At 69.9% G+C, this 6,091-nt stretch carries 5 protein-coding genes and 1 tRNA gene; 4 read left to right on the forward strand and 2 right to left on the reverse strand.

The window, feature by feature from the left end; translation table 11 throughout:
- Positions 1 to 322: 322 nt before the first annotated feature.
- Complete coding sequence (gene tyrS, locus ACOADB_RS00760) at positions 323 to 1,594, reverse strand: tyrosine--tRNA ligase (RefSeq protein WP_378596014.1); 1,272 nt, start codon at positions 1,592 to 1,594, stop codon at positions 323 to 325.
- 136 nt (positions 1,595 to 1,730) lie between these two features.
- Between tyrS and ACOADB_RS00765 the strand changes: the two genes are divergently transcribed.
- Positions 1,731 to 3,086, forward strand: a complete 1,356-nt coding sequence (locus tag ACOADB_RS00765; RefSeq protein WP_378596015.1) for a serine/threonine-protein kinase — start codon at positions 1,731 to 1,733, stop codon at positions 3,084 to 3,086.
- A 61-nt stretch (positions 3,087 to 3,147) separates the two neighbouring features.
- Complete coding sequence (locus ACOADB_RS00770) at positions 3,148 to 4,110, forward strand: hypothetical protein (RefSeq protein WP_378596016.1); 963 nt, start codon at positions 3,148 to 3,150, stop codon at positions 4,108 to 4,110.
- On the opposite strand, the gene ACOADB_RS00775 is transcribed toward ACOADB_RS00770, so the two are convergent.
- On the reverse strand, positions 4,079 to 5,170 hold the full coding sequence (locus tag ACOADB_RS00775) for a DNA adenine methylase (RefSeq protein ID WP_378596017.1): 1,092 nt from the start codon (positions 5,168 to 5,170) through the stop codon (positions 4,079 to 4,081). The two genes, ACOADB_RS00770 and ACOADB_RS00775, sit on opposite strands and share 32 nt — an antisense overlap.
- A gap of 9 nt (positions 5,171 to 5,179) precedes the next feature.
- On the opposite strand from ACOADB_RS00775, the gene ACOADB_RS00780 reads away from it, so the two are divergent.
- Positions 5,180 to 5,926, forward strand: a complete 747-nt coding sequence (locus tag ACOADB_RS00780) for a PIG-L deacetylase family protein (protein ID WP_378596018.1) — start codon at positions 5,180 to 5,182, stop codon at positions 5,924 to 5,926.
- A gap of 45 nt (positions 5,927 to 5,971) precedes the next feature.
- Positions 5,972 to 6,045: transfer RNA gene (locus tag ACOADB_RS00785), tRNA-Ile, on the forward strand.
- Positions 6,046 to 6,091 lie beyond the last annotated feature (46 nt).

Raw genomic sequence — 6,091 nt, forward strand, 5'->3', positions numbered from 1 at the left:
CAACAATCTATATGCATGACACACTGTTGAGTTCTCAAACATCAAACACTGCGAAGCTCGCCGTTGCCGGTCTGTCTTCGCGCTGATGGTTATCCCATCACAATCCGGATCCCGGTCTGTACCAGGCCCACAAGGCCTGCTTTTCGGACTGGCACCCGATCTGACTGCGATCGAGATGGTGTTCGCTGGGGCCGGTAGCCCGGAGCCGATCGGCTCCTTGCTTCCCGCCGCACCCGGCGACATGCAGAACATTACGACACTCCCCCGGAGAGCACAAATCCGGGGGGCGTGACGCGGGCCACACGGCCTCCGGAGGGCGTTCTCAGTGCACGCGGACGCCTGCGAAACGCTTCTTTCCACGCCTGAGAACCAGCCAGGACGACCCGATCAGGTCGCTTGCCGTCGGGGTGAAAGCAGGGTCGTCGACCCTCACGTTGTTGAGGTACGCCCCGCCCTCGGCGATCGTCCGGCGCGCTTCGCCCTTCGATGCGGCCAGCCCGGTGAGGGTCAACAGCTCGACCACGTCGGGGATGCCGGCGCCACCGTCGACCTCGACGACACCGGCCTCTGCCAGTGCCGCTCCCAGGGTCACTGCGGACAGCGCGGTGATGTCGCCGCCTCCGAAGAGCGCCGCGGCCGCCGTCTTCGCCTGCTCGGTCTCGACCGAGCCATGGACCAGCGTCGTGACCTCGTCCGCGAGGAGCTTCTGGGCCTCCCGCAGGAACGGCTTCTCGGCATGGCGTACCTCGAGGGCCTCGATGTCCTCACGCGACACGAAGGTGAAGGTCTTGATCAGCTCGATGACCTTCTCGTCCTCGACGTTGAGCCAGAACTGGTGGAAGGCGTACGGCGCCATCAGCTCGGGATCCAGCCAGAGGGCGCCGCCCTCGGTCTTGCCGTACTTCGTCCCGTCGGCCTTGGTGATCAAGGGCGTCGCGAAGGCGTGGGCGTGGCCGCCCTCGGCTCGCCGGATGAGCTCGACACCGCCGGTCAGGTTGCCCCACTGGTCGGACCCGCCGAACTGGAGCGTGACGCCGTGGTTGCGGAACAGGGTCAGGAAGTCCATCGACTGCAGGAGCACGTAGGAGAACTCGGTGTAGCTGATGCCGGACTCGAGCCGGCGCTTCACGGTCTCGCGCCCCAGCATCCGGTTCACCGGGAAGTGCTTGCCGATGTCGCGCAGGAAGTCGATGACCGAGAGCCCGGCGGTCCAGTCGTGGTTGTTCACCATCGTCGCGGCGTTGTCGCCCTCGAAGGACAGGAACGGCTCGATCTGGCGGCGGACCCGGTTGGTCCAGTCCTGCACCGTGTCGAGGGAGTTGAGGGTCCGCTCCCCCGAGTCCCGCGGGTCGCCGATCATTCCGGTGGCGCCACCGACGAGTGCGAACGGCGTGTGGCCGGCGCGCTGCAGGCGCATGGCGGTCACGATCTGCACCAGGTTGCCCATGTGCAGGCTCGGCGCCGTGGGGTCGAAGCCGACGTAGTACCGGACGCTGCCCTCCGCAAGCGCAGCGCCGAGCGCGTCGCGGTCGGTGGACTCGGCCAGCAGGCCGCGCCACGCGAGATCGTCGAGGAGGGTGGGGTCGACGGGCACGTCGGTCCTTTCCGGGTGGGAACAATCAGCAGACGAACGAACAAGAACAACAAGATGGTGGAAGCAAGCCTGCCCCATCCGGAGGCAAGACGCCCACTGGGTTCGAAGCACGACCTGTGGGTACGTTCAGGGCATCATGAGCGGCACACCGGTGGATGGGCGCTACACGCTCGATCGCGAGGTCGGGCGGGGCGCGAGTGGCGCGGTCTGGCTGGGTCGCGACGAGGTCCTGGGGCGCCCGGTCGCCGTGAAGCGGATCGGGATGCTGTCCGGCCAGACCCACGACCCGGCCCGCGCAGCGCGGGAGGCCAGGCTCGCGGCCCGCATCAACCATCCGCACGTGGTCTCTGTGTTCGACCTGGTGCAGACCGACGACGCGCTCTGGCTGATCATGGAGTACGTCGACGGTCCCTCTCTCTCATCTGTGGTCAGGGAGAGCGGCCCGCTGACCCCCACCGCCGCCGCGGAGCTGCTCGAACCCGTCGCGGACGCCCTGGTGGCCGCCCACGCCCAGGGCGTGGTCCACCGCGACGTGAAGCCGTCCAACATCCTGGTGAGCGAGGCGGGCGGCGCGAAGCTCTCGGACTTCGGCATCGCCCGCGGTGACCAGGACGCGACGCTCACGCAGACCGGCCTGGTGACCGGGTCGCCGGCGTACCTCGCTCCCGAGGTCGCCACCGGCGTCCTCGCGAGTCCCGCGAGTGACGTCTGGGCGTTCGGCGCGACCCTCGTCCACGTCCTGACCGGCCGGCCGCCGTACCACGTCGAGGAGGGAGAGAACGGGCCGCTTGCAGTGGTCTACCGGATCGTCCGCGGCGACCCGCCCCGACCGGTCGAAGCGGGTTGGCTGGGCCCCCTGGTCGAGATGACGATGACCGCCGATCCGGCGGCGCGGCCGTCGATGTCCGAGGTACGCGACTACCTGAGGCGCGCGGATCCCGTGAGCACGGAGGCGACGGCGACGGCCGCCCTTCCGGCCATGGCTCCCCCGTTGCCCCGTCCGCCGGCGCCCCAACCCCTGCCGACGCCGGCGCGATCGCGCCGACGTACGACTCCACTGGTGGTGGCCGCTGCACTGGTGATCGCGGCGCTCGTCGCTGCCGTCGCGCTGATCGGCCGAGGTGACGACGATCCCGGCCGGAACGCGGCCGACGGCGCGGGATCCACGTCGCCCACGGGCACCGCAGCCCCGACCCGCACGGCCGGCGAGCTCGAGGAGTTCGCCGAGACGTACGTGCGGACGGCCGATGAGGATCCGGCGGCCGGCTTCCGGATGCTCACGCCGGCGTACCAGGCGGAGAGCCCGGGGTACGAAGCGTTCTGGGGACCACTGCGGTCGCCCCAGATCCTCAGCATCGCGGCCGATCCGACGGCGATGACGGTCACCTACACCTACTCCTACGTCTTCCCGGGCAAGGGCAAGCGCACCGAAGAGGTGACCCTCGAACTCGAGGAGCAGGACGGCGAGCTCAGGATCGCCGGCGCCGCGTGACTGTGGCGAGCCCTCGACAAGAACCGCCGATGTCGCTCCGATTGTGGGTAGCCTCCGGCAGGTGAGCGAGTACGACGCCCGGTTGGCCGACCGGGTGCGGACACGCGGCGCACTCCCCCCGGACGACGCCGCGCTCGTCCTGCTGCCCGTCGCCGAGGCGCTGGCAGTACTCCATGGGGGCGGGCGCGTCCACGGCGCCATCTCGCCGACCGCCATCCAGGTGGACGCGCTGGGCCACGCCACGTTGCTGGATCCGGACGCGGTCGCCGCAGATCCCGCCTTCCAGCCGCCGGACCCGATCTGGGGCCTGCGGCCACATCCCGCGGGGGACGACGTGTGGTCGTTCGTGGCCGTCCTGCTCCACGTCACCACCGGCCGTCCGCCCTCGATCGACGATGCGGACCCTCGCCGCGTCGGCTGGCTGGCTCCCCTCGTCGAACTGGCGTTGCAGACGGACCCCCGGGACCGTCCGACGATGGCCGACGTCGCCGACTACCTCCGGGCCCGGGTGGCTCCGGCACCGCCACCGCGTCGGATCTCGAGTGCCGCGATGCTCGTCGCAGGTGGAGCGGTCATCCTCGGCCTGGCGGCGATTGGCGCCGCACTCCTCTTCGGCGGGGACGACGAGCGATCGCCACGGCCGGCGACCAGCACGTCTCCGTCCACCGACGACGAGCCGGTCGCCGACGAGCCGACGGCGACGGCCTCCGCGGCGCCGGTCGCCGCCACCGAGCTCGAGGCGTTCGCGCGGTCCTATGTCGCCACCGCGAGCAGCAACCCCGACCGCGGGTTCGACCTGCTGACGCCGTCCTACCAGCAGTCCAGCCCGCGCTACCGGGAGGTGTGGAACGCGATCGAGGACCCCGAGATCGTGGAGGTGGAGGGCGACCCCGACTCACTGTCCGTGAGCTACACCTACACGTATCGACTCCACGGGTCCCGGCGCACCGAGGACGTCACGCTGCGGTTGGTCCAGCAGGACGAGGGACTGCTCATCGCCGGCGCGTCGGGTCGCCTGCGCTGACGGCTGCCGCGACCTTGTCCGCCGAGCCCGCGACGAAGAGGTACTCGACGTTGCGCAGTCGCCCGACGGCACCGACCCGCTCCCCGGAGCGGTTGTGGATGCCGATCTGCGCGCCGACGTACCGCTTGCGATCGAAGGCCAGCAGCGCCACCTCGGCATGGCCCGCTGCCCGGAGCGACGAGGTCATCTCCTCGGGGGTGATCCACGATTCGTCGTTGTAGGAGACGACGACCACCTCGGCGCGGAGCCGGCCCAGGACGTCGGCCAGCGCGGCCGGCATCGAGCGCTTGCTGTTGAAGACGCTGCTGCGTTCGCGGGTGTCGACCCGCTTGCACGCGATGCCGTAGTGCTCCGGCTCGTCCCAGCGGACCAGGGTCTCCCAGATGTGGTAGTTCGCGAAGTAGCGGTGCTGGTTGTACGGCGGGTCGACGTAGGCCAGGTCGACGGGGCCGATGAGCTCGACGGTGTCCATGACGTCACCGGTCACGGTGTGCCCCAGTCCGGGGAGCAGGTCCGGGCGGCGGAGGTCCAGCTCGGCGTGGGACCGCGGCGCCCATTGCTTGAGGTAGGCCATCTGGACGCCCGTGGTCGAGTCGACGCGGTCGGCAGCCAGCATCAGGCTGGTCAGCAGGATCGGGCGCAGCGGGCTGCCGGGCGGGTGGTCACGCTCGATCGCCTCGCGCACCGCGTCGATCCGCAGGCCGTTCTTGGGCTGGAAGAAGCGGGCCTGCTCGCAGAAGGTCTCCGTGAAGTAGCCGTGCGTCCCGGGCAGGCTGCCGAGGCGCGCCAGTTCGGCGTCGAGGAGGTCGTCATCGACCTGCGCTGCGTCGGCGGCGATGTAGCAATCGCTGAGCACTTCGGAGTACGACGCGACGTCGGCCGCGGTGACCTCGATCCCCCGCCGCTTGAACTCCTGGGCCACCCGGGTGGTCCCGGTGAAGAGATCGACCGCGGTCCCGGCCTCGGTCGCGACCGCCATGTCCCCCAGCGTCGGCACCAGCGTGCGCTTCGAGCCGAGGTACTTGATCACAGCCGCAGCGTAGGCGGTCAGGCGTGGCATGCTCGCTCCATGGCCGAGACTCCTGTGCCGCTCCAGCCCCTCGACGAGGACTGGCAGCGTGCGTTGTGCATCGTCGCCCACCCCGATGACATGGAGTTCGGCGCCGCAGCCGCCGTTGCTCGCTGGACCGGACAGGGCAAGAACGTCGTCTACTGCATGGTCACCAGCGGCGAGGCCGGCATCGACGGGCTCGACCCCGATGCCTGCCGCACGGTGCGCGAGGCCGAGCAGGTGACCTCCGCGGAGATCGTGGGCGTCGATGTCGTCGACTTCCTGCGGCAACCCGACGGGATCCTCGAGTACGGAACCGCCTTGCGTCGTGATCTCGCGGCCGTCGTACGACGGCACCGGCCGGAGATCGTGATCACCGGCAACTTCCACCCCACCTGGGGCGGGCGGAACCTGAACCAGGCCGACCACATCGCCGTCGGGCGAGCGGTCCTGGACGCGGCGCGGGATGCCGGCAACCGGTGGATCTTCGCCGAGCAGGTGGCCCAGGGCCTCGAGCCGTGGGGCGGGGTGCGTGAGGTGTGGGCCTTCGGCTCACCTGAATCGACCCACGCCGTCGACACGACCGCGACCTTCGACGTCGGCGTCGAGTCCCTCAAGGCCCACGCGGCCTACATCGACGGACTCGGTTGGGAGAACTGGGACCCGCGCGAGTTCCTCGAGGGCATGGCGCGGGCCACCGGCTCGCGACTCGGCGTGCCCTTCGCGGCACCGTTCGAAGTCTTCCCGCTGGGCTGGGGCGAGTGACCGGTTCGCCCGCACTGTCCGTCCTCTAGGGTGATGCCGCACCTCGGGGCGGTAGCTCAGTCGGTCAGAGCAGAGGACTCATAATCCTTGGGTCGTGGGTTCGAGCCCCACCCGCCCCACCGAAGCTCTGTGTTGTCTCGGTTGAGGGTTGACGGTTCACCTTCG

This window comes from Nocardioides sp. CPCC 206348, from assembly GCF_048654705.1.
Taxonomy (GTDB): domain Bacteria; phylum Actinomycetota; class Actinomycetes; order Propionibacteriales; family Nocardioidaceae; genus Nocardioides.